At 72.3% G+C, this 21,699-nt stretch carries 19 protein-coding genes; 4 read left to right on the top strand and 15 right to left on the bottom strand.

The annotated features are described in order from the left end of the window. Positions 1–63 precede the first annotated feature (63 nt). The 3 genes from OG202_RS04955 to OG202_RS04945 all read right to left on the bottom strand — a co-directional run bounded on the left by OG202_RS04955 (position 64) and on the right by OG202_RS04945 (position 6,114). Positions 64–852, bottom strand: a complete 789-nt coding sequence (locus tag OG202_RS04955; RefSeq protein WP_328222310.1) for a DUF4253 domain-containing protein — start codon at positions 850–852, stop codon at positions 64–66. Between the two features lie 218 nt (positions 853–1,070). Further along, complete coding sequence (locus OG202_RS04950; RefSeq protein ID WP_326584985.1) at positions 1,071–2,525, bottom strand: glyceraldehyde-3-phosphate dehydrogenase; 1,455 nt, start codon at positions 2,523–2,525, stop codon at positions 1,071–1,073. Positions 2,526–3,186: 661 nt separating this feature from the next. Continuing rightward, positions 3,187–6,114 (bottom strand): helix-turn-helix transcriptional regulator, encoded by a 2,928-nt coding sequence (locus OG202_RS04945; RefSeq protein ID WP_328222309.1) that lies wholly within the window; start codon positions 6,112–6,114, stop codon positions 3,187–3,189. Between the two features lie 235 nt (positions 6,115–6,349). On the opposite strand from OG202_RS04945, the gene OG202_RS04940 reads away from it, so the two are divergent. Further along, positions 6,350–7,852: a purine-cytosine permease family protein gene (locus OG202_RS04940; protein WP_327731199.1), complete on the top strand. Its 1,503-nt coding sequence runs from the start codon at positions 6,350–6,352 to the stop codon at positions 7,850–7,852. Then, positions 7,849–8,421 (top strand): cysteine hydrolase family protein, encoded by a 573-nt coding sequence (locus tag OG202_RS04935; protein WP_326584987.1) that lies wholly within the window; start codon positions 7,849–7,851, stop codon positions 8,419–8,421. The genes OG202_RS04940 and OG202_RS04935 overlap by 4 nt, the downstream gene beginning before the upstream one ends. Here the strand turns inward: OG202_RS04935 and OG202_RS04930 are convergent. Further along, positions 8,397–9,686, bottom strand: coding sequence for an alpha-L-fucosidase (locus tag OG202_RS04930; protein WP_326584988.1), 1,290 nt, complete (start codon positions 9,684–9,686; stop codon positions 8,397–8,399). The genes OG202_RS04935 and OG202_RS04930 overlap by 25 nt on opposite strands. Positions 9,687–10,179: 493 nt before the next feature. On the opposite strand from OG202_RS04930, the gene OG202_RS04925 reads away from it, so the two are divergent. Beyond that, positions 10,180–10,602: an SseB family protein gene (locus OG202_RS04925; protein ID WP_326584989.1), complete on the top strand. Its 423-nt coding sequence runs from the start codon at positions 10,180–10,182 to the stop codon at positions 10,600–10,602. A 39-nt stretch (positions 10,603–10,641) separates the two neighbouring features. Here OG202_RS04925 and OG202_RS04920 read toward each other — a convergent pair whose 3' ends face one another. From OG202_RS04920 to OG202_RS04880, 9 genes are read right to left on the bottom strand one after another with little or no spacing between them, the layout of a single operon-like run. Then, a complete protein-coding gene (locus OG202_RS04920; protein ID WP_327731200.1) occupies positions 10,642–12,018 on the bottom strand; it encodes an FAD-binding oxidoreductase in 1,377 nt (458 codons plus the stop codon). Further along, positions 12,015–13,139: an acyl-CoA dehydrogenase family protein gene (locus OG202_RS04915; RefSeq protein WP_327731201.1), complete on the bottom strand. Its 1,125-nt coding sequence runs from the start codon at positions 13,137–13,139 to the stop codon at positions 12,015–12,017. Before OG202_RS04915 ends, OG202_RS04920 begins: the two co-directional genes overlap by 4 nt. After that, positions 13,136–14,152: a PhnD/SsuA/transferrin family substrate-binding protein gene (locus OG202_RS04910; RefSeq protein WP_327731202.1), complete on the bottom strand. Its 1,017-nt coding sequence runs from the start codon at positions 14,150–14,152 to the stop codon at positions 13,136–13,138. The genes OG202_RS04915 and OG202_RS04910 overlap by 4 nt, the downstream gene beginning before the upstream one ends. A gap of 38 nt (positions 14,153–14,190) precedes the next feature. Next, entirely contained in the window at positions 14,191–15,291 is a 1,101-nt protein-coding gene (locus tag OG202_RS04905) for an LLM class flavin-dependent oxidoreductase (RefSeq protein ID WP_327731203.1), read from the bottom strand. Positions 15,292–15,338: 47 nt separating this feature from the next. Next, the gene (locus OG202_RS04900) at positions 15,339–16,322 is read right to left on the bottom strand and encodes an ABC transporter substrate-binding protein (RefSeq protein ID WP_327731204.1); all 984 of its coding nucleotides are present in this window, start codon (positions 16,320–16,322) and stop codon (positions 15,339–15,341) included. Continuing rightward, complete coding sequence (locus OG202_RS04895) at positions 16,319–17,065, bottom strand: ABC transporter ATP-binding protein (protein ID WP_326584995.1); 747 nt, start codon at positions 17,063–17,065, stop codon at positions 16,319–16,321. The genes OG202_RS04900 and OG202_RS04895 overlap by 4 nt, the downstream gene beginning before the upstream one ends. Continuing rightward, entirely contained in the window at positions 17,062–17,934 is an 873-nt protein-coding gene (locus OG202_RS04890; RefSeq protein ID WP_326584996.1) for an ABC transporter permease, read from the bottom strand. Before OG202_RS04890 ends, OG202_RS04895 begins: the two co-directional genes overlap by 4 nt. Beyond that, positions 17,931–18,836, bottom strand: coding sequence for a sulfurtransferase (locus OG202_RS04885; RefSeq protein ID WP_327731205.1), 906 nt, complete (start codon positions 18,834–18,836; stop codon positions 17,931–17,933). Before OG202_RS04885 ends, OG202_RS04890 begins: the two co-directional genes overlap by 4 nt. Then, positions 18,833–19,546, bottom strand: coding sequence for an alpha/beta hydrolase (locus OG202_RS04880; protein ID WP_327731206.1), 714 nt, complete (start codon positions 19,544–19,546; stop codon positions 18,833–18,835). Before OG202_RS04880 ends, OG202_RS04885 begins: the two co-directional genes overlap by 4 nt. A gap of 341 nt (positions 19,547–19,887) precedes the next feature. Here OG202_RS04880 and OG202_RS04875 point away from each other — a divergent pair, with 341 nt between their 5' ends. Further along, positions 19,888–20,736 carry a LysR family transcriptional regulator gene (locus tag OG202_RS04875; RefSeq protein ID WP_327731207.1) on the top strand — a complete coding sequence of 283 codons (849 nt, stop codon included), beginning with the start codon at positions 19,888–19,890 and terminating at the stop codon, positions 20,734–20,736. A gap of 59 nt (positions 20,737–20,795) precedes the next feature. On the opposite strand, the gene OG202_RS04870 is transcribed toward OG202_RS04875, so the two are convergent. Both OG202_RS04870 and OG202_RS04865 read right to left on the bottom strand, forming a co-directional pair. Further along, on the bottom strand, positions 20,796–21,197 hold the full coding sequence (locus OG202_RS04870) for a MarR family winged helix-turn-helix transcriptional regulator (RefSeq protein WP_326585000.1): 402 nt from the start codon (positions 21,195–21,197) through the stop codon (positions 20,796–20,798). Positions 21,198–21,269: 72 nt separating this feature from the next. Continuing rightward, positions 21,270–21,623 carry a VOC family protein gene (locus OG202_RS04865; RefSeq protein WP_326585001.1) on the bottom strand — a complete coding sequence of 118 codons (354 nt, stop codon included), beginning with the start codon at positions 21,621–21,623 and terminating at the stop codon, positions 21,270–21,272. Positions 21,624–21,699 lie beyond the last annotated feature (76 nt).

Below are 21,699 nucleotides of genomic sequence, written 5' to 3'. Positions count from 1 at the left end.
ACCATCCTGCCTCCCACCACTGACAACGCCCTCGGACGGCGCCCTCGGACGACGCCTGGGAGACTAGTCCCACCAGAAGGACCAGTGGTCCCGTCCCACGAGGTCGGCCGCGTAGTCGGGGAACGGGGTCGGCGGGTCGTCGACGATGTTGTTCGCCGTGCTGAGCACATGTTCGAGAGCGAGCAGGTCCGCGTGTTCCGCGGTGCGCGGCGGCCGGGCGACGGAGATGTCCAGTGTGCCGCCGTGCACGGCCACCAGGTGGGCACCGAACCGTTCCTCCCAGCTGCGCAGCAGCGCACAGAGCAGAGGCAGGGGCGCCTCGGAGTTCCAGCCGAGCAACGCCAGGGCGTCGCTGCCGCGCCGGGCCGGGACGAGCACGAGACGGCAGTCGAGCACTCCGTGATCCGTGCGTGCGATGCGCGCCGGTGCTCCGGAGGCCGCCTCCTGCGGCCTCGGGCCCGTGGGCGCGACCGGCATCGCGGGCGCCAGGCCCGGCCACTGTGCGAAGGGCGGGCCGGGATCGTGCGGCCACGGCTCGACGTCCTCGGGCACCGGCTCCGGCTCGGGCGTCGGGTTCGTCCAGAGCGGGAGTCGCCGACGGCGGTACTCGGCGAAGCCCGTCGCCAGCACCTCCTCCAGACACAGGTCATCGACCAGCCCCGGGTCCAGGGGCTCGCCGATGACGTCGCCGCGGTAGAGGACCGGCAGCAGACCCGTCGTCCCGTGCTCGCTCAGCAGCCGGGGCCACAACTCCCGGAGGGCGCGCGGGAATTCGTCCGAGATCCAGATGTGCGACGGCCCGTGCGGGGTGAAGCGGCCGGCGGGCAGTCCGTGAGTCAGGGAGAAGGGCATGGCGGAACCGTAGATCCCGCCACCGACAACGCGGCTACGTTCGGCGGCCGCGCGTTCGCGCGGCCCATGGCGTCCCGGGCGCGCGGCATGCGGCGGTCGGACTCTTCTCAAGCTCGGCTCACGGCGCCGTCCCACCACGGGCACACCCCGGACCCACCACGGGCCGGACGAGCGGATCGCTCGTCCGGCCCGTGGTCGCGGGTACTGCGGCGCGACGGTCAGACCGCCGGGGACGGGTACGTCGGGTACTCCACTCCGGAGACGTGCTGGACGACGCGGATGACCTGGCAGGAGTAGCCGAACTCGTTGTCGTACCAGAGGTAGAGGATCGCGTTGTCGCCGTCGACCTTGGTGGCGCCGGCGTCGACGATCGAGGCGTGCCGGGATCCGATGAAGTCGCTGGAGACCGAGTCGGGGGCGTTGGTGAAGTCGATCTGGCGCTTGAGCGGCGAGGTCAGCGAGACGTTGCGGAGGTAGTCGAGGACCTCCTCGCGGTCGGTCTCGCGGCCGAGGCGCAGGCTGAGGATCGCGATCGAGACGTCCGGGACGGGGACACGGATCGAGCTGCCGGTGATCGGTGCCTTGAGGTCGGGCAGCGCCTTGGCGACGGCCGAGGCGGCACCCGTCTCGGTGATGACCATGTTGAGCGGCGCGGAGCGGCCCCGGCGGTCCGACTTGTGGTAGTTGTCCAGCAGGTTCTGGTCGTTGGTGAACGAGTGGACGGTCTCCACGTGACCGCGCAGCACACCGAACTCGTCGTCCATCGCCTTCAGCGGCGGCACGATCGCGTTGGTGGTGCAGGACGCGCAGGACAGGATCTGTTCGTCCGGCTTGATCGTGTCGTGGTTGACGCCGTGCACGATGTTCGGGACGTCACCCTTGCCGGGCGCGGTCAGCACGACCTTGTCGATGCCGGGGCGCAGGTGCGTCGACAGACCTGCGCGGTCGCGCCACTTGCCGGTGTTGTCGATGAGGATGGCGTTCTTGATGCCGTACTCGGTGTAGTCGATCTCGGACGGGTCGCCCGCGTAGATCACCTTGATCTCGTTGCCGTTGGCGTTGATCGTGCTGTTCGCCTCGTCGACGGTGATCGTGCCCTGGAACTGGCCGTGGATGGAGTCCCGGCGCAGCAGGGAGGCGCGCTTGACGATGTCCTCGCCGGCTCGCTCCCCGCCGCCGCGCACGACGATGGCGCGCAGCCGCAGGCCGTTGCCCGAGCCGGCCTTCTCGATCAGCAGTCGGGCCACGAGGCGGCCGATGCGGCCGAAGCCGTAGAGGACGACGTCGCGTCCCTCGCCGCCCTCGATCTTGTTGGCGCCCGTGGCGCCGGCGACGGCCTCGGCGGTGAACTCCGCGATCGACAGACCGCGGTCATCGGCCGGGTAGGCCTCGGCGAGCAAGCCGATGTCGATCTGGGAGGGGCCGAGGTCGAGCGTGGTGAGGGCCTGCAGGAACGGCAGGGTGTCGGTGACCGAGAGCTCCACACCGGCGATCTGGCGGGCGAACCGGTGGGTCTTCAGGATGCTGACCACCGACTTGTTCACCAAGGAGCGGCTGTGCAGCAGGACCGTCACGTCCCGCTCGCGGTGCAGCTTCCCGATGATCGGGATCATCGACTCCGCGATCTCCTCGCGGTTCTTCCATTGGGTGAACGAGTCCTCGTTGACAGTCACAGATTTATCTTTCGAGCTAGGCGGCGCTCATATGCTAACCACCCCGCTCGGGGAGACGCACCGAGGGGTGCCCATCGCACTCGCCCCTTGACGGCGCAGCCGTACCGCCCCATGTCCGTCATGTCTATGTCAGTTCAGCATTCTGCTTGAAGTTCGATATGCCGAACTTGCGTGGAGTGTGAGAGGGCGTCAACTCCTCGCGCGGACCGCCCTCCTGGCGACCAGGGAGCACGTCCGAGTGAGGTGTCGGCCGACCAGCGTTCACATGGTGAGCTGCGATTCGGCGGGGTGTGCCAGAACGCGCACGTCTGGGGGGACTGGAAACACCTGGGATTCCATCTCTACGGCTTCCCATACTTCACTTCGCCTACGACCTGGCCCCGTACCTCGATCCGACGTGCCCGAACGTCGGGGGTGTACCCCTCGTCGACGGCCGCGCGTGTGAGGGGCCTCGCTCGCGCGGGAGGACCGTGGCCGTACGCCGGGCGCCCACGCGGAGCGTCGAGCCCGGCGCCACGGCCGTCTGGACGCCCGACCTCCCCCGACAAGCGGCCGGTGCGGTGCGGGCCGCCTCACCCCCACCGCGAGGTCCTCGGGTCTGCGCCCGGCGACCCTCGCGTTGCCGGTCCGCCGCCGGCGCGCGCGAGGTCCGCCACCGTGACTACGCGCCGCCGACGCCCAGTTCGCCCCGGACCTGCAGGGCGGCCAGCGCCGCCCGCGAGGTGACGCCCGTCTTGCGGTAGATGCGCGAGAGGTGCGTCTCGACCGTGCGCGGACTGAGGTAGAGCCGCTCGGCGATGGCGGGACTGGTCAGACCCTCCGCGACGAGGGCGGCGATCTCCCGCTCGCGCGGGGACAGCACGGTCGGTTCCACGGGCGTCGGCGCCGGAGACGGAGACGGAGACGGAGACGGTATGCCGACGCCTGCGCCCGACTCCGGCCCCGCGCCCGCGCCCGGCCCCGCGCCCGCGCCCATGCCCGCCCCCGGGCCGGGACCCCTGCCCGGCACCCCGCCCGTCGGACCCGTTTCGCCGAAGACGGCCGGGCGGATCACCTCCGCGAGGCCGGCCAGCAAGTGGGCGTCGCCCTCGGTGCTCAGGCGCAGAGCGCGCTCCCACATGGCGCGAGCCCGGGCCGTGCGCCCCACGGCTGCGCTCAGAGGCGCCCCCAGCAGCAGGGTCTGCGCCTCCCACAACCGGCCACCGCCCCGGGCCGTCTCCTCGGCGGCCTGCTCGAACAGGTCGGCCGCGGCGGTCATATCCCCCTCGGCCAGCGGCACATGCGCCCAGCTGCGCAGCGCGGACGCCCGCTGCGCCACGAGACCGAGCCGCTCCGCCTCCTTGCGGGCGCGTTCCGCCCAGTGCCGGGCCTCGACGTGGTCCCCCGTGGCGACGGCGGCGGTGACGAGGATCTCCAGGAACAGCGGCCGCATGCTCGGCTGAAGCCCGTCGAGGTCCTCCCCGCCCGCCCGGAGCAGGGCGGCCCGCGCCCGCGCCGGATCACCGGCGTGGAGCGCGGCGTACCCGAGCATGCACCAGGCGATGGACGCCCACCAGCGGGTGCCGGCGCCGGCCCGGGCGACGGCCTCCTCGGCCACGGCCAGCGCACCGCCGTCACCCGGAGGCAGCGCGGGGATCAGCGCCTGGGCCTTGGACGCCAGCACGAAGGCGAGCAACTCGTCGCTGCCGATGCCCCGGGCGATCGTCTCGGCCTCCTCGGCGAGCTCGACGGCCGACCCCAGCCGCAGCGTCATGACCTGGATGTGGGAGCGGCACAGCAGCAGATGAGGCACCACATAGAGCAGGCCGCCCCGGCGGGCGACGGCGAGGCCGCGCTCGGCATGCCGTTCCGCGTCGGCGTACCGTTCCAGGAACGCCTCCGCCCAGCTCAGCCGGGCCAGCGGTTCGCACAGGCCCGCGAGATCCTGGTCGGTGAGGGAGTCGATGAGCGCGGAGGCCCGGTCGGCGGCCTCGGCGGCAGCCACCGTGTCGCCCTCGTACGCCTCCCCGAGCGCGGTGACGGCCAGCGCCCCCGCCTCCGCGACCTCGTCGCCCAGTGACCGGGCCAGTTCCAGGGTGCGGGCCACGTCGTCGCGTACATCCGGGTAGGAGCTGGCGTGCGGGGCGGACGAGCCCAGTTCCAGGCCGAGTTGGACGGTCTCGGCGGGGGAGAGGTCGCGGCCCCGGGCCAGTTCGCGGCGCAGCAGGGCCACGGCCTCCGCGTACCGGCCGAGGTGGCGCTCCATGACCGCGCACAGGGTGACGGCCGAGGCGCGTACGCCGTCGTCGGTGCCCGGTGGCGACAGGCTGATCACCTCGTGGAGCAGGTCCCGGCTCTCCCGCAGCCCGCCGCAGGCGCCGAGCGCCTCGGCCCGCCGCAGCATCAGATCACGGCGCAGCGGGCCGTACGCCGGCCGCTCGGGCAGGTGGGCGAGGGCGACGCCCAGCCAGTGGGCGCTGCTCGCGGGCGCGGTCGCGGCGGCCTGCCGGGCGGCCTCGGTGAGGACGGTCACGGCGTGCGGGTCCCAGCCGGTCAGCGACCGCTCGACGTGGTGCGCCCGCTCACTGACCGGCGCACCGACCCGCGCCAGCTCGGCGGCGGCGAGCCGGTGCATACGGGTGCGCAGCAGGGGATCGGTGGTGTCGTGGATGAGGGAGCGCAGCACCGGATGCCGCAGCGCCCAACGGCCGTCGGCCCCCGGCCGGGCGAGATCGCGGGCGGTCAACTCCCTGAAGTCGGCGTCGAGTTCGACTTCCAGGCGGCCGGTGACCGCCGCCACCAGGGCGGGTGCCGCGTGATCGCCGAGCACCGCCACGGCCTGGACGGTCCCGCGCTGACCGTCGGTGAGCGGCGTCAGCTCGTCCAGGAGCAGCGAGCTGAGTCCCGCGGGTCTGCCGGCCTGGAGCAGGGCGAGGAAGTACAGGGGGTTGCCCTCACTGGCCGTGTACAGCTCGGCGGCCAGCTCGGCCGGCCGGTCGGGGGCGAGGGCCGCGAGGCAGGCGTTCCGGTCCAGGGGGCCGAGTTCGAGGCGGAGCACCGTCCCGGCCTCGACGCCCCGGGTGAGCGAGGCGGCGAGCCGGGGTGACGTCTGCCGTTCGCGGCGTGCCACCACGATCACCACGGGGGCGCGCCGCGGCGGATGTCGTACGAGGTGGTCGAGGAGTTCCAGGGACGCCGGGTCCGCCCAGTGCACGTCGTCGAGGGCCACCACGAGGCCGTTGCCCGTCCGGGCGATCCGGGCCAGGAAGGCGGCCGCCGCGCGTTGCAGGGCGAAGCGGTCCATGGTGTGGACCTCGGCGAGCGGGGACGGTATCCCGGCCTCGGCGTCCAGGTCCGCGAGGGCGTCGGCGAGGGGCTGGTAGGGCAGATGCCGCTCGTACTCGGTCGCCCGGCCGCGCAGCACCGTCATACCCCGGTCCCGCGCCCGGGCGCAGAACTCGGACACCAGCCTGCTCTTGCCGATCCCCGCCGCGCCGGTGACATCGACGACCGTCGGGCCGTGGCCGGTCCCCGTGAGCCCGTCGAGCACCCCGGCGAGCCGGTCCAGTTCGGTCTGCCGGCTCACCAGCGGAGCCACGTCCCACGGCAATGCGATTCCCCCTGAAGCCGGCCCCGGGCCGTCCCGGGCCGATCCGGACGTTCGTGAACGCGAACCCTCCGGCCGATTCCCGAAGATTGTACGTAGGGCCCGACATTGTCGGCGGCCCGCTCTCCGCACCCGGACGAATGCCACCTTGACGCCCCTGACCGGCGCACCTAGGTTCCCCTCGACGCGATCAGCATGATCGGACGGACAGGTCCGCGATCAGACAGGCAGGTCGACGATGACGGACTCCCGCGCCCCCGACGGCACTTCCGCCCCCGACGGCACCTCCGCTTCCGACGGCACCGCAGCCGTCCGACCGCTCCGGGTGGAGACCCACGGTCTGGACGTGATCGGCGACGCGGACCGCAAGGGCACCCCACGCACCCTCTTCTGGCCCTGGTTCGGGGCCAACGTCTCCATTCTCGGCATGAGTTACGGCGCGTTCGCGCTCGGCTTCGGCATCTCCTTCCGGCAGGCCCTGGCCGCCGGAGTCGTCGGCATCGTCTTCTCGTTCCTGCTCTGCGGCTTCGTCGCGGTCGCCGGCAAACGCGGCTCGGCCCCGACGATGGTGCTGAGCCGGGCCGCGTACGGGGTGCGCGGCAACCGGTTGCCCGCGGTCGTCTCCTGGCTGCTCACGGTCGGCTGGGAGACCGTGCTGTGCGCGCTCGCCACCATGGCCACCGCCACCGTCTTCCGCCGGCTCGGCACGGGCGGCGGCAGCGAGACCAAGGTGATGGCCCTCGTCCTGGTCGCCGCACTGGTCGTGGTGGTCGGCGTGATGGGCTTCGACCTGATCATGCGCTTCCAGACCGTCATCACCGTGGTCACCGGTGTGCTGACGGTCGTCTACGTCGGACTCGTCGCCGACCATGTCCACTGGTCGGCCGTCAGCGCCGTACCGGCCGGATCCACGCAGGAGTTCATCGGCGCCCTCGTCTTCCTGATGACCGGATTCGGCCTCGGCTGGGTCAACGCCGCCGCCGACTACTCCCGCTATCTGCCGCGCGGCTCCTCCGGCCGGGGCGTCGTCGGCTGGACCGCCTTCGGCGCCTCGCTCGCCCCGCTGCTCCTGCTGGTCTTCGGACTGCTCCTCACGGGCTCCTCCGCCGACCTCAACGAGGCCATCGCCCTCGACCCCATCGGCGCGTTGACCACGCTCCTGCCCACCTGGTTCCTGATCCCGTTCGCCACCGTCGCCGTGCTCGGCCTGGTCGGCGGCGCCGTCCTGGACATCTACTCCTCCGGACTTGCCCTGCTCGCGGCCGGCCTGCGCGTGGCGCGCCCGGTGGCGGCCCTCGTCGACGGCGTGCTGATGATCGCGGGCGCCGTCTACATCGTCTTCTTCGCCGACGACTTCCTCGGCCCCTTCATCGGCTTCCTCACCACCCTCGGCGTCCCCATCGCCGCCTGGTGCGGCGTCATGCTGGCCGACCTGCTGCTGCGCCGGCGCGACTACGCCGAGGCCGACCTGTTCCGCCCGAGCGGCCGCTACGGCGACATCCCGCCCGGCCCTCTCCTCCTCACCCTCGCCGCCACCGCCCTCGGCTGGGGCCTCGTCACCAACTCCGCCGCGGGCTGGCTCGACTGGCAGGGCTATCTCCTCGGCCCCCTGGGCCTCGGCGGCAAGGGCGGCGACTGGGCCTACGCCAACCTGGGCGTCCTGATCGCCCTGACCATCGGCTTCCTCGGCACGCTGCTCCTGTCGCGGGGGCGGGTAAGGGCTCAGGAGGAGCGGGCATGAGCACCGACCGCTCGCCCGGCCTCCTCGCCGTCATCGACATGCAACGCGTGTTCGCCGAGCCCGACAGCCCCTGGGCGGCCCCGCGCTTCGACGAGGCCGTGGCAGGCGTACGGCGTCTGCTCCCGGCCTTCGCCGGACGAGCGGTGTTCACCCGCTTCATCGCGCCGGAGCGGCCCGAGGGAGCCTGGCGGGCGTACTACGACCAGGCGCCCTTCGCGCTGCGGCCCCCCGACGCGCACCTGTGGCACCTGGTCGACGAACTCGCCGACGACGCGAGGGACCTGGTGGACGCCCCGACCTTCGGCAAATGGGGCCCGGAGCTGGCCGCCCGCCTGGGAACGGACGGGCGGCTGGTCCTGGCCGGGGTCAGCACCGACTGCTGTGTGCTGTCCACGGCCCTCGCGGCGGCCGACGCGGGTGTCGAGGTGCTGGTGGTCGCCGACGCCTGCGCGGGCGCGGGCGACGAGTCGCACGCCAAGGCCCTGTACGTGCTGGACCTCTACCGGCCGCTCGTCCGGGTCGTGACCGTCGACGAGGTCCTCGGTCAGTCGCGGCCCGAACCCCGGTAGAGGTCCAGCTCCCCGTCCAGCTCCAGGGCGAGCACGGTCGCGTACGGGTCGAGGTCGGCCTCTTCGGGGGCGTCGATCCAGGTCACGCCGGGCACGGCGTCCAGGCCGCCGATCACCCGGTGGCCCAGCTCCGTACCCGTGCCGAGGACGGTGACCTTCTTGACGGGATTACGCAGCCCCCGGACCGCCAAGGACTCACGCGGCACGTCGAAGCACGTCAGATACAGGGTGCGCCGGTCGGCGGAGAGGGTACTGGGGCCGTAGTGGTGCCCGGCGGGCAGCCCGGCGACCGTCCCGTACACGGCGTCGGAGTGCCGGCCGATCCACGTGCCGAGCCCCTCCAGCCGCTCGACCTGCTCGGCGGGGATCGTCCCGTCCGCCCTCGGTCCGACGTCCAGCAGCAGATTGCCGCCCATGCCGATCGTCTCGGCGAAGTAACGCACCAGCTGACGCTGCGACTTGTAGTTGTCGTCCTGGTGCTGGAAACCCCACGAGTCGTTGATGGTCAGACACAACTCCCACGGCCCGTCGGGCGCTTCGAGGGGCACCCCCTGCTCCGGGGTGGCGTAGTCGCCGTGGCCGAGCATGCGCGCGTTCAGGACGGTGTCCGGGTTCTCCGCGAGGATCAGCTCTGCCAACTCACGTATCCGCCACTGCTGTTCGGTGCGCTCCCACTCGCCGTCGAACCACAGCAGATCGGGGCGGAACCGCTCGACCAGCTCGCTCACCTGGCCGTCACGGTAGGCGAGGTAGCGGTCCCAGGCCGCGGGGTCCTCCTCGCCGGGTGCGGCATGCGAGTAGGGGTTGGCGTCGTTGCCGCCCGGGTGGGTGTTCGACCACTGGTCGATCTCGGGGTGGCGGACGCTCGCGTAGTCCGGGTGGTTCCAGTCGGAGTGCGAGTAGTAGAGGCCGACCTTGAGGCCGTGCTCGCGCAGCGCGTCGACGTATCCGGTGATCAGATCCCGGCCCGCAGGGGTGCGCCGGACGACGCCCAGGTCGCCCTGGGCGGTGTCCCACAGGGCGACGCCGTCGTGGTGGCGGGCGGTGAGCACCGCGTACTTCGCGCCCACCCGGGCGAACAACTCGGCCCAGGCCGTGGGGTCGTACGCGGAGGCGGTGAAGCCGTCGAGCTGTTTCATGTACTGCTCGTGCGTCACCTCGCCCCAGTAGAAGGACCAGGACTCCGGCACCCCGTCCACGGCGTAGATGCCGTAGTGGATGAAGATGCCCAGTTTGGCGGCGGGAAACCAGGGTTGCATGGTCATACGGCCACGCTAGGCGGAGGGCCCTGGCGGGCGCGTGGGCGCGGGTCACCACTACTGGTTGGTTCTCACCCTCAGGAGCTCCGGCGATTCGTCCGCCGCGCGATCGATCAACCCGGCGCCGGTTCGTGTCGTTCCTCAAGGTGATCGGCTTCTCGGCGGTCTGGATCACCCCAGTGGTCCTGAATCGCTCCGACGACGACCACCACGGCTGTCGTCCGTACCTGAAGTGAGCGGCGCCTGGCGTCGTCCGGTGAGGTCAGGCGTGTCGGCCGCGACCGTCGCCGCCTGCCCTCGGACGGCATCCCCCTCACCACCCGACCCTCCGACCCCGCCCTCCTGGTCCCTCCCGCCCCCTCCACACCCATCACAGGACACCTCACATGCATCGGCCAGGCACAGGAATGCCCGCGTCCCTGTCGGGTACGCGAGGGGCGCAGCGCCCGGGACGGACGCCGTCCCGGGCGGCCTTTTCCATCACTACTTGGGATCTTCCATGGACATATCTCCCAACGGCCACCACGCGCCCCAGGCCTCCACACCGGCCCAGCGCGCGCTGACCGCGCTCGCCTTCGACACCCACGACACGGCCGCGCTGAACACGCTCGCCGACAGTGACGTGCTGATTCCCGTGCCGGACGACGCCGACGAGGCGGCCGTGAGCGATCCGACGGCCGTGGCGCTGCCCGTCCTGGAGCAGCCGGGCGGCGAACAGATCGTGCCGGTCTTCACCTCGGAACCCGCGATGGCCGAACTGCTGCCCTACGTGTCGCGCTACCGTGTGGTCCCGCTGGGAGCCCTGGCCTCCCAGTGGCCCGCCGACGCCGACCTCTCCCTCACCATCGACGCCGGCTCCCCGCACGGCCTCACCCTCGACGCCCATGACGTGGGCACCCTCCTGGGAGGCCACGGAATCTGACCGCACGGACCACGGACGAGGGAACGGCCCTCACGGCCCTCACAACCCCTTGCCGGGGTTGAGGATCCCGTGCGGGTCGAACACCTCCTTGATCCGCCGCTGCAGCCCGTGGGCGGCCGGACCCAGTTCCTCCGCCACCCACTGCCGCTTCAGCACCCCCACCCCGTGCTCCCCGGTCAGCGTGCCGCCCAGCCGCAGGGCCAGCGCGAAGATCTCGCCCGCCGCCTCCCAGGCCGCGTCCGGCAGCTCGGGCAGGGCCGGGTCCACGACGACGATCGGGTGAAGGTTGCCGTCGGCCGCGTGCGCGATGGTGAACACCGGCACGTCGTGCCGTGCGGAGATCGCGCGGATCTCCCGGACCGCCTCCGCCAGGCGGGAGCGCGGCACCGCGATGTCCTCGATCAGCGGCCGCCCCAGCCGCTCCAGTGCGGGCAGGGCCAGTCGGCGCGCGGCCAGCAGGGACTCCGCCTCGACCGGGTCGGAGGTCCTCTCCACCGTGGCCGCCGACGGCGCGACCACCCGGGCGACCGCCTCCGCCTCCGCCTCCGCGCCCGCCCCGTCGCACTGCACCACCAGCAGGGCCGCGCCCCGTTCCCGCAGCGCCGGATCGATCGCGTGCAGCACCGGCCCGTCGACCAGCTCCGCGAGCGCCGGTACGACACCGGCCCGCTGGATAGCGTACGAGGCCTCGGCGGCCGCCTCGAAGGTGTCGAAGTACGCGGCGAGCGTGGCCGTCGCCACCGGCACGGGCCGCAGCCGCAGCGTCGCCGACGTGATCACCGCCAGAGTGCCCTCCGACCCGGTGAGCAGGGCCGTCAGGTCGTAGCCGGTGACACCCTTGACCGTACGACGGCCCGTGCGCACCACCGTGCCGTCCGCGAGCACCGCCTCCAGGCCCAGCACGCTGTCGCGGGTCACGCCGTACTTGGCACAGCGCAGCCCGCCCGCGTTGGTGGCGATGTTCCCGCCGATCGTGGAGATCGCCGCGCTCGCCGGGTCGGGCGCGTACCGCAGGCCGTGCTCACCCGCTGCCCGGTCCAGCTCGGCGGTGATCACCCCGGGTTCGACGACCGCGAGCTGGTCGTCCGCCGACAGCTCCAGGATCCGGTTCATCCCGGAGAGATCCAGCACGAGCGACCCCTCGCCGGCGCCGGCCCCGCCCGACAGGCCCGTGCCCGCGCCGCGCGGCACCACCGGCACCCGCAGGGCGTGCGCGTGCCGCAGACTCACGGTGACGTCCTCGGTCCGCCGGACGTGCACCACGGCCGACGGACCCCCGTCCGGCCGGGTGCCGGAGCGGTCGGTGGCGTACGCGGCGAGCCCCGCCGGGTCGGTGGTGAGCCGGTCGAGCGGCAGATCGCGGGCGAGCAGCCCCAGCAACCGCGCCGATACGGTCGTCTCCGGTGCCGCCGTCACAGGCCCAGCGCCTTCGACCCGATCGCGAGCAGCGCGATGTCCGCCTGCGGCGCGTGAACGGGCGCGCACTGGATGTCCCGGAAGTGCCGCTCCAGCGGATTGCCCCGCGCCAGTCCCGGATTGCCGAGCAACCGCACGGCCAGCTCCACCGCCCGCACCCCGTGCCGGTCCGCCAACACCCTTGCCCCCAGAGCCTGTTCAGGCGTGTACGAAGGATCGCCCGCGTCGACCTTCGCGGCACCGCCGAACACCAGCTCCTCGGCCGCGGTCAGCAGCACCTCGATCTCCCCGGCCGCCGCCCGGAAGCGTTCCGTGCGGCCCACCGGGTGCCCGAGATTGGCGGGCACCCGCTCATGGGCGAAGGCGCGGAAGAACGCCTGCGCGGCGCGCGCCACCCCCAAGTACAGCGCGGCCAGCGGGAGATGGATCGCCGCTCCCGCCCGGTTGTCCTGCTCGGCGGCGGGCCCGTACGGGGCGAGACCGATGACCTGCTCGTACGGCACCTCCACCTCCCGGAACGTCACGTCGTGGCTGCCGCTGGCCCGCAACCCCAACGGGTCCCAGTCGCCGGCGACGTCCATGCCCGGTGAGCCGCCGGGCACCAGGAACGTGCCCACCCGCGGCTCGGCCTCGTCGGTGGTCGCCCAGACCAGGAACCAGCTCAGTCCCTCCGCGCCCGTCACGAACCGCTTGGTGCCGCTGATCGCCCAGCCGTCGCCCGTTCGCCGGGCACGGGTGGCGGGCAGCCCGCCCCGCGCGGGGGAGCCCAACTCGGGCTCCACACGGGCGTGGTTGATCAGCACCGGCCGCTCGCCGGACTCCTTGACGACCCGCGCGTACAGCTCCTCGGGCCAGTGCGGTCGCGCCGCCTGGCGGGCGTGCGCGACCAGCGTCATCGCCGAGATCAGGGCCACGGACGCGTCGCCCTGCCCGAGCGCGTGCAGGATGCGGGCCGTCTCCTCCACTCCGGCGCCCCGGCCCCCGTACCGCTCCCCGACGGTGGCGGTGAGCAGCCCGGCTGCGTGGGCGACCCGGAGGGACTCGGCCGGGAAGTCGCCGGACCGGTCGTACGCGGGGGCCAGTTCGGCGAGGCGGTCGATCACTCGTCGGTGGCTGCTCACAGGGCCTTCTTCAGATCGGCGTCGAGTGCGGTCGTCCAGAACGACCTCACATCCAACTTCTCCTTCAGCGCGCCCAGTTCGGTGAACGCGTCGGCGACCTGCTGCTGCGAGGCGATCGTGTCGTCGCCGACCGTGCGGGCCACCGTGGGCCGCTGCGCCTGCGCGTCGAGCAGATCCTTCCTCGCCTGCGCGAGCGGCTGGTGGGTGGCCTCGGCGGTGATCTTCGCGAAGCCGTCCTCGTGCCCGTCCCGTACGTACGCGTACGCCCGGGTGATCCTGGCGATGAGATCAGCCACCGCCGCCTTCCGCGCGGGGCTCCTCAACACACTGTCCCTGGCCGACCACAGGAAGTTGCCCGACAGGACGTCCTCGCCGGAGCCGACCGTCGTGGCGCCCTGCTGGTGCGCGGTGATGATCGAGGTGCCGTAGGAGGCGAAGGCGTCGATGCCGCCGCCGTTGAGGGCCGCGAGGCCGTCGTTGGGCAGCAGCGGCTTGGCGTCGATGTCGGACCACTTCAGGCCGGCCTGCTCCAACAACTCGTACAGGAAGTAGTGGGCGGTCGTGTTCTGCACATAGCCGACCTTCCTGCCCTTCAGGCCGGCGATGTCGGTGACCTCCGACCCCTTGGGGACGACGACCTCCTGGTTGAGGGTCGCGGCGCGCTGCACGGCGACGACCTCGAAGTTCGGGTCGCAGTCGGCGGCAGCGAAGATCGGCGGGATCTCACTGGAGGACGCCAGGTCCAGCGCACCGGCACGGATCGCCTGGAGCTGCAGGTCACCGCCCTGGAAGAGGTTCCACTTGACCTTGTACGGGGTGTCGTCGAGGCCCGCGTACTTGAGGATCGCCTCCTCGCTCTTCCAGCCGGTGGCGCCGACTCTCAGGGTCACGGACGACAGGTCCGACGAGGACGAGGACGAGGACGACGACTCGGCTTCGGCGGAGGCGCCGCACGCCGCCGTGAGCGTCAGGACCACAGCGGCGGCAAACGTGCGCAGGGTGCGCTGGAACACGGGATCTCCATGGGGGTGTGTCGCGGACCGGCGGAAGGTCAGGCGGCCTGGGCGCCGACGGCGCGGTGGGCGAGCTCCTGCCGGACCAGGGGCAGGACATGGCGGGCGTAGTCGATGGCGTCGTTCAGCGGGTCGTAGCCCCGGATCGACAGCAGGTCGCAGCCGATGTCGACGTAGTCGAGCAGCGCCTTCGCGACGGTCTCCGGAGTGCCGACCAGGGCGGTCGAGGCCCCGGCCGCGTTGGTGGCGACCGCCGGCGCCGTCCACAGGCAGCGGTCGTGCACCTCGCCCCGCTCGGCGATGGCGAGCAGCCGCTGCGAGCCCACGTTCGCCGGGCGCCCGCTGGTCCGGTAGTGCCGGAACGCGTCCGACGAGGCCGACTCCGCCTTCAGCACACCCAGGGTGCGGTGGGCCTTCTCCCAGGCCAGCTCCTCGGTGGGCGCGATGATCGGCCGGAACGACACCCAGATCCGCGGATGGGGGCGCCCGGCGGCGTCCGCGACCGCGTTCACGGCGGCGATCTGCTCCGCCGTCTCCTTGAGCGGCTCGCCCCACAGCCCGAAGATGTCGCCCTGCTGCCCGCCCACCCGGTAGGCGTCCTGCGAGGATCCGCCCACCGAGACCGGGATCAGCCCGTTCACCGGTTTCACATCGGAGTGGTAGCCCTCGAACCGGAAGTACTCGCCCTCGTGCGAGACGGGTCCGTCGGCCGTCCACACCTTCCTCAGGATCTGGATGTATTCGTCCGAACGCTCGTACCGCTCCGCCTTGTCGAGGTAGTCACCCTCCCGCCGCTGCTCCTCGTCACTGCCCCCGGAGATGATGTGCAGCGACAGCCTGCCGTCGCTGATCTGGTCGAGGGTCGCGAGCGCGCGTGCCGCGTGCGTCGGGAAGATGACGCCCGGCCGGTGGGCCAGGATCGGGCGGATCCGTTCGGTGTGCGTGGCCACGAACTGGGCCAGTTGGAGGGCGTCCGGGGACGCCGAGTGGTAGGCGACGAGGGTGTGGTCGAAGCCGCCGTCGTCCAGGGCGCGGGCGTACTCGCGGACGTAGTCCGGGTCGAAGCCGGTGCGGGCGCTCGCCGCGGGCCCGTTGACACCGGGGGCGGTGTGGACGGCGCTGATGAATTCCACGGGCATGGTGAACTCCTGTCAGGGGAAGATCGCTTGAGGTCGTCGAAGAGCGGTCACTCGAGGACGCTGGTGTCGGCGGTCCCGGCCACGTCGACGTTCGGTTCGAGCACCCCGATGCCGTTCATCAGGTCGGCGACGCCCTGGACCGTCTTCGTCACCTCGGCGTCGATCGGCAGCACCTGGCTGTACGCGGCCGAGGCGAGGGTCTTCGCCACGGACTCGTCGGCGCCGTTGCGTTCCACGATGGCCTTCGCGTACGCGTCCTCGTGCGTGTCGGCCCACTTCAGGGCCGTACCGAGCCGCTTCAGGAAGTCCCCGAGCGCGGCCTTCTTGCCCGCGTCGGCGAGGGCCTCGTCGGAGGCCCCGATGAAGCCGTACCCGCTGACGCGGCCGTCGGCGCCGTCGACGAGCAGCTTGCCGCCCTGCTCCAGACCGACGGCCTGGTAGACGCCGAAGGTCGCCCACGCATTGATCTTCCCGGAGGCGAAGGCGGCCTGCGCGTCCGTCGGCAGCAGGTACTGCACCTTCACGTCGGAGTACGTCAGCCCGTTCCGCTGAAGGACGTTGGCGAGCAGATACTCCGAGATGCTGCCCTTGGCCGAGGACACCACGACCTTCTGGCCCTTCAGGTCCTTGACGCTGTCGATGCCGGACCCGTCCCGGACGACGATCCCGACATGCCGCCCGTCGTTCTTCAGCGCGGCGACCGTCTTGAAGCGCACCCCGCCGCTGAGCGCCTGGAGGGCGGGCAGATCGGCCGAGTACGTCGTGTCGGCGGCGTTCGCCTGCACGGTCTGGTAGAGCGGGGCCGCGCCCTCGAACTCGGCCCACTTCACCCGGTAGTCGGCGCCCTTGAGAGCGCCGGAGGCGGCGACGATGGTCTGGAGGGTCTTGGCCTGGTCGCCGATGGTCAGCGTGACCCGGCCGTCCTCGGCGGAAGCCCGCGCCGAGGAGTCGCCGCCGCAGCCGGTCAGCGCCAGCAGGGCGGTGAGGCTCAGCGCGGCGGCCGCGATCCGGCGTACTGCTGGGGGTGTCACGAGGGGGTTCCTTCCAGGGTGCGGTTCACGCCGAGCCAGGTCAGCAGGCGGGCGCGCAGGGAGACGAACTCGGGGGCGGTCAGATCACGGGGCCGGGGCAGATCGACGGTCAGCTCGTGCGCGATACGGCCCTGGTCCATCACCAGCACGCGGTCGGCGAGCAGCAGCGCCTCCTCCACGTCGTGCGTGACCAGGAGGATCGCGCAACCGTGGCGCTGCCACAGCTCGGCGACCAGTTGCTGCACCCTGCCCCGGGTGAGCGCGTCGAGAGCGCCGAACGGCTCGTCCAGCAGCAGGAGTTCGGGTTCACGGACAAGGGCGCGGGCCAGCGAGACCCGCTGGGCCTGACCGCCGGACAGCGTCTTCGGCCACACGGTCGCGCGGTCCGCGATGCCGACCTCGTCCAGCGCCTTCGCGGCCAGCGCCCGGTCCGCCCGGCCCGGCAGACCGAGGACCACGTTGCGCCACACCCTCAGCCAGGGCAGCAGCCGGGGCGACTGGAAGGCCGCACTGCGCCGGGCCGGCACGGTCACCTCGCCGCCGATCTCCTCGTCCAGTCCGGCGAGGATCCGCAGCAGCGTCGACTTGCCGCAGCCGCTGTGCCCGAGGAGAGCCACGAACTCGCCCTCCCTGATGTCGAGATCGAGCTCGTGCAGCACGGTATGACCGTCGAAGGCCCGCGAAAGGCCGCGTATCTCCACGCTGTTGGACACACCGGTGGCGGTCTCGGACACGGTGGTCATGCCTCCCCCTCGAAGTTGGCCCGCCAGGTCAGCAGCCTGCGCGACAGGACACGTACGGCGAAGTCACAGGCCAGCCCGAGCAGCGCGTACACGGCGAGGCAGAGCACGATGACGTCCGTGCGGAAGTACTGCTGGGCGTTGCTCATCAGATGGCCGAGCCCCGCGTCCGCGTTGATCTGCTCGGCGAACACCAGTGCCAGCCAGGCCGTCGACAGCGCGTACCGGAGCCCCACGAGAGCCCCGGGCAGCGCGCTCGGCAGGATCACGTACGTGATCAGCCCCAGCCGACCGAGGCCCATCATCCGGGCGGCCTCGACGAGTTGGGCGTCCGTCGACCGGATCCCGCCGTAGATGTTGAAGTACAGCGGATACGTCACACCCAGCGCGACCAGCGCGATCTTCGGCGTCTCCTCGATGCCGAACCACACGATGAACAGCGGGATCAGACCCACCCAGGGGATCGCCCGGAACATGCCCATCGAGGAGTCGATGACGTCCTCGCCCAGCCGGAACAGGCCGGCCAGCAGCGACAGGCTCAGCGCGACGGCCGCCCCGATCAGGAACCCGGTGGCGGCCCGCCTGCCCGAGGCGGCGACGGCATCGGGGAGTTCGCCGCTCTTCGTCAGTTCCACGGCCTGCTGGACGACGTCCACGGGGGAGGCGAGGACGGACTCGGGGAGCAGTCCGGTCGCCGATGTCAGGAACCACAGCAGGACCAGACCGACAGGCCCGCAGGCGCGGCGGACGGCACGGGGGACGGTGAAACGGCGCGCTGTCCTCGCGGTGCCCCGGATGGTGACGCGGGCCGGCGTGGGCGCTGTGCCCTCGGTGGCCGGACGCCGGGGGAGCACAAGTGGTTTCGTCGTCATGGCCGGCTTCCCTCCACGGCCGGGCGGGCCGGATCGGCGGACCAGGCTGACCAGGAGCCGGGGAAGAGCGTCGCCTCGAAACCGGCGAGGGCGAGCGCGGCGATCTGATGGGCGGCGGTGACACCGGAACCGCAGTACACGCCGATGCGCTCCACCCGGTCGGTGCCCTTCGCCACGAACCGCTCCCGCAGCTCCTCGGCCGACCGGAACGTCCCGTCGGCCGCCAGGTTCTCCCCGGTCGGCGCCGACACCGCCCCCGGAATGTGCCCGGCCCGCGTATCCACCGGTTCGACCTCACCCCGGTACCGCTCGGCCGCCCGCGCGTCCAACAGCAGCCCCGACAGAGCGAGTTCGGCGGCCCCGTCGGCATCGGTCACCGGGAGCCCACCGGGTCGCAGAACGACACCACCGGGCGCCGGAGCGGCGGGCACCCCCGACTCCAGCTCCAGCCCGGCGGCCTTCCAGGCCCCCAACGCCCCGTCCAGCAGCGTCACATCGGCCACCCCGGCGAACCGCAGGAGCCACCACGCCCGTGCCGCCGCCGTGTTGCCCAGATCGTCGTACACGACGACCGGCCGCCCCTCCTCGACACCCCAGCGCCGCACCGCGGCCTGGAGATCCGCGAGCTCGGGCAGCGGATGCCGCCCGCCCTGCGGACTGGGCGGCGCGGCCAGTTCGGTGTCGAGGTCCACATACAGCGCGCCCGGGATGTGCCCGGCCGCGTAGTGCTCGCGGCCGTGCGGGTCACCGAGCGCCCACCGCACATCGAGCAGTACGGGCGGACGCTCGGAGCGGAGCCGTGCGGCGAGTTCGGCGACGGAGGTGGTGACCCGCCCGTGCGTGTCCCGCCCGCCACCCGCACCCGTCCCGATGTCCGTCCCCGTGTCCGTGCCGGCGCTCATACCGCACCCTCCGCGATGGCGGGCAGTTCGGCGGACAGGCGCAGTCGTTCGAGGAAGAGGACCACCGTGGCGGCGGCGGTGCGGTGCAGGGCGTCGTTCAGTACGTCGTGCCGACCGCCGTCGAAGGTCACGGTCCGTACCCCGGGGTGGCCCGCGTACGCGTCGAGCGCCCCGTCGAGCGGGCTGACGGCGTCGTCCGTGCCGTGCAGGGCGAGCACGGGGACGTCCACGAGGTCCAGGCGCAGCTCCGGCAGGTCGTCGGGGCTCTCGTCGAGCACGCCCCGCCGGAAGTCCGGGTCGTTCGCCAGCCGCCCCTGATGGGTGGGGCAGGCGGTCCGTGCCGCTGCCTCGGCCTCCCAACTCCCGGACGTCCAGGACCCGATGGGCAGCCCGGCGAGGATCAGTGCGTCGAGTCCCGCGGCCCGCTCGGCGGCGAGCTGTACGGCGTACCGGGCGCCCGTGTCGGAGCCGACCAGCACCTTGGGGCCGGGCAGCGACTCGTCGGCCAGGAGCTTGGCCGCCGCGTCGAGGACCGCGGGGTCGGCGGTCGGATCGCCGAGGGCGCGGACACGGTAGGCGTCGAAGGCGAGACGGCGGCCGAACCGCTCGTACACGCCGCCGTGCTCACCCCGTCCGGCGAGCACGACGAGCGTGCCGCGCGCGGCGAGGCCTTCGGGTTCGTCCCAGGAGGACAGTGCGGAGGAGGGCATGGGGAAGCAACTCCCGTTTCAGGGCAGGGGAAAGGAGCGAGAGCGCACGTGGGCGAGAGCCGGACGGACACGTGTGTCAGTTCAACGGAGGATCACTCGACGTGCGCGCGGAGAGAGCGCCGCCGTAGCGGCGGCGGGGGAAATCAGCGGATCAACGACAACGCGCGCTGCACGCCACGCCGAAGTCGATGACTCGGCGCTGCGTCAGAAAGGCAGCAGAGGCGGTCGCGGGAATCATGCGTTCATCATGACCGGCGATGCCGCGTCACGTCCAACGACGATTCCGCATCGAAACCGATCAGGAATCGCGATCGATGCCGGGCGGCGGCTACCGTCGCCGCATGCCCCAACCTGTCCTCGACATCGTGGCCCTGCGCAGTCTGACCGCGATAGCCGACTGCGGCGGCTTCCACCGCGCGGCCCGCTCCCTCGCCCTCAGCCAGTCCGCGGTGAGCCAGCACGTCCGCAGGCTGGAGAAGACGCTCGGCCGCGCGATCGTCGAACGCGAGGGGCGCGGTACCCGCTTCACCCCCGACGGACGGCTCCTCGTCGAGCAGGCCCGCCGCATCCTCGCCGTCCACGACGAGGCCGTGCGTGCCCTGCTCGACACCGACGGCGACACCGTCACCATCGGCTCCACCGAGCACGCGGCCGACCAGTTCCTGCCACGGCTGACGGCGGCCGTGCAGGAGGTGCGCCCGGGCTGCCGCGTGCGGTTCCGCATCGACCGCTCGGCACGGCTCGTCGAGGCCGTGGAGCGGGGGAGTGTCGATGTCGCGGTGTACGTCACCGAGGCTGCCGCGACCGAGGGCACCCCTGTCGGCGGTCTGCCCCTGACCTGGCACGCCCCGCCCGGCTGGGAGGCGCCGACGGCCCCCGTCCCGGTCCCGTTGGTGGCGGTCGAGGACCCGTGCGCGATCCGTCGCCGGGCCATCTCCACGCTCGCCGCGCACGGTGTCGCCGCCACGGTCGTCGGCGACGCGGGCTATCTCGCCGGCGTCCTCGACATCGCCCGCACCGGCCAGGGCGTCGCCCTCCTCGCCGCCGTCGGCCCCGCTCCCGACGGGCTCACCCCGTACGACGGACTCCCGCCCGTCACCCCCATCCCCATGAGCGCCCTCGCCCGCCCCGGCGCCGACCCGGCCACGGTGGAGGCCGCCTTCGAGGCCGTACGGGAACTGCTGCGCTGAGGGAGCGGTGCGCGGAGAACCGGGTGGGGCCCGGCCGTTCGCTCTCGCGACGCCCTGGGTCAGCCCTGCCGCAACATACGGGCCAGGACGTCACGCTGCAGGGGCAGGACCTCCGCGTGCAGGTCGCGGCCCTTGTCCGTGAGGGTGACCCACACCCCGCGCCGGTCCTCCGCGCAGACGGACCGTTCCACCAGGCCGTCCTTCTCCAGCCGGCCGATCAGCCGGGAGAGCGCGCTCTGGCTGAGGTGGACCTTCTCCGCGATGTTCTGCACCCGGCACAGGTCCCCGGCCGCGGTGGCCGCCGCCATGCCCGACGCGAGGATGTCGAGCACCTCGAAGTCGCTGGCGCCCAGGCCGTGCGGATGCAGCACGCGGTCGATCTCGCACATCGTGCGGGCGTGCACGGACAGGATGCCCCGCCACTGCTCCTCGAGCCGGACGTCGGCCGTGTTCGCTGCCATATGTGCACGGTAACAGAGGGCGAGATGATCGTTGTCCGTGCAACTTGTGCAGGCGCAACGATCGCCCTCGCGCTACTCCGCCGCGGTGTCCTCCACGAGCCCGATCAGGTTCCCGTCCGTGTCCTTCACCGAGGCGATCAGCCGGCCGCCGCCCACGTCGTGGACGTCCTCCAGCGTCTCCGCCCCGGCGCCGAGCAGCCCCGCCAGCGTCGCCCGGATGTCGGTGACGTGCCAGTACGGCACCGGACCCGTCATCCCCTTCGCGTGGCCGTTGGGGTCCAGCCCCACGTCCTGCCCCGCGTCCTTGAACCCGACGTAGTACGCCGAGTCCGCGTACGGCTCCACCTTCAGCAGGGCGCTGAACAGGGCCTTCGCCCCGGCCAGGTCCTTGACGGGGTAGATGATGGTCTTGAGTCCGGCGGTCATGGCGTATTCCTCCGAGGTCGTTTCCGGTCGTTGGGATCTGCGGTCCACGCTAGGACGCGAGGGCCCCGCCGGGCTT

It is taken from the genome of Streptomyces sp. NBC_00310 (assembly GCF_036208085.1).
GTDB lineage: Bacteria > Actinomycetota > Actinomycetes > Streptomycetales > Streptomycetaceae > Streptomyces.
The sequence above is the reverse complement of the archived record's forward strand: the minus strand, read 5'-3'. Positions and strand labels throughout refer to the sequence as shown.

Bases quoted from the DNA above. Each gene is read 5' to 3' on its own strand.
- OG202_RS04925 (WP_326584989.1), top strand. From the start codon at position 10,180: ATGGACATATCTCCCAACGGCCACCACGCGCCCCAGGCCTCCACACCG.
- OG202_RS04890 (WP_326584996.1), bottom strand. From the start codon at position 17,934: ATGACGACGAAACCACTTGTGCTCCCCCGGCGTCCGGCCACCGAGGGC.
- OG202_RS04955 (WP_328222310.1), bottom strand. From the start codon at position 852: ATGCCCTTCTCCCTGACTCACGGACTGCCCGCCGGCCGCTTCACCCCG.
- OG202_RS04905 (WP_327731203.1), bottom strand. From the start codon at position 15,291: ATGCCCGTGGAATTCATCAGCGCCGTCCACACCGCCCCCGGTGTCAAC.
- OG202_RS04880 (WP_327731206.1), bottom strand. From the start codon at position 19,546: ATGCCCTCCTCCGCACTGTCCTCCTGGGACGAACCCGAAGGCCTCGCC.
- OG202_RS04935 (WP_326584987.1), top strand. From the start codon at position 7,849: ATGAGCACCGACCGCTCGCCCGGCCTCCTCGCCGTCATCGACATGCAA.
- OG202_RS04875 (WP_327731207.1), top strand. From the start codon at position 19,888: ATGCCCCAACCTGTCCTCGACATCGTGGCCCTGCGCAGTCTGACCGCG.
- OG202_RS04930 (WP_326584988.1), bottom strand. From the start codon at position 9,686: ATGACCATGCAACCCTGGTTTCCCGCCGCCAAACTGGGCATCTTCATC.
- OG202_RS04865 (WP_326585001.1), bottom strand. From the start codon at position 21,623: ATGACCGCCGGACTCAAGACCATCATCTACCCCGTCAAGGACCTGGCC.
- OG202_RS04885 (WP_327731205.1), bottom strand. From the start codon at position 18,836: ATGAGCGCCGGCACGGACACGGGGACGGACATCGGGACGGGTGCGGGT.
- OG202_RS04895 (WP_326584995.1), bottom strand. From the start codon at position 17,065: ATGACCACCGTGTCCGAGACCGCCACCGGTGTGTCCAACAGCGTGGAG.
- OG202_RS04870 (WP_326585000.1), bottom strand. From the start codon at position 21,197: ATGGCAGCGAACACGGCCGACGTCCGGCTCGAGGAGCAGTGGCGGGGC.
- OG202_RS04940 (WP_327731199.1), top strand. From the start codon at position 6,350: ATGACGGACTCCCGCGCCCCCGACGGCACTTCCGCCCCCGACGGCACC.